The sequence below is a fragment of the Gelidibacter pelagius genome (assembly GCF_017581925.1).
Taxonomy (GTDB): Bacteria; Bacteroidota; Bacteroidia; order Flavobacteriales; family Flavobacteriaceae; genus Gelidibacter; species Gelidibacter pelagius.
In genome coordinates, this window is sequence record NZ_JAGEVG010000085.1 from 1 (window position 1) to 390 (window position 390).

The 390-nt window shown below is 44.6% G+C and carries 1 pseudogene; it reads left to right on the forward strand.

Annotation, left to right across the window (positions count from 1 at the left end):
• A pseudogene (locus J4051_RS18895) lies at positions 1-300 on the forward strand (hypothetical protein); the annotation flags it as partial.
• Between the last annotated feature and the right edge of the window lie 90 nt (positions 301-390).

Genomic DNA, 390 nt, shown 5'->3' on the forward strand with positions numbered 1-390 from the left:
GATTTTACGCCGGCCCAAAGAATGCATGCTCCGGAAGGTTCCACCCACGTAAGCCTAACCTCAGGATTCCTGAATTTAGACTTCAATTCGGGCGCTAAGGATCTGAGGCTAAGCCCAATTGCAAACCTGCCTATTGATCACACCACGGCAACGGTAACCTTGACACCTTCCGCTGTTCCAATTGGAGCCGGAGCGCAATGTTACTTCCTAAAAGTGGCGTTTTATCAAGAAGTCAACGGTATCCAATATCCATTGAACAATGGTGCCTATAACGCGCTCCAATTATTGGAAGTGTTATAATAACCGGAATACCAAAACTAAGCGGACCCCAAAAAGGTCCGCTTTTTTATTTTTAATAGTTTAACGAAACAGGCATTCCAAACCTCAATA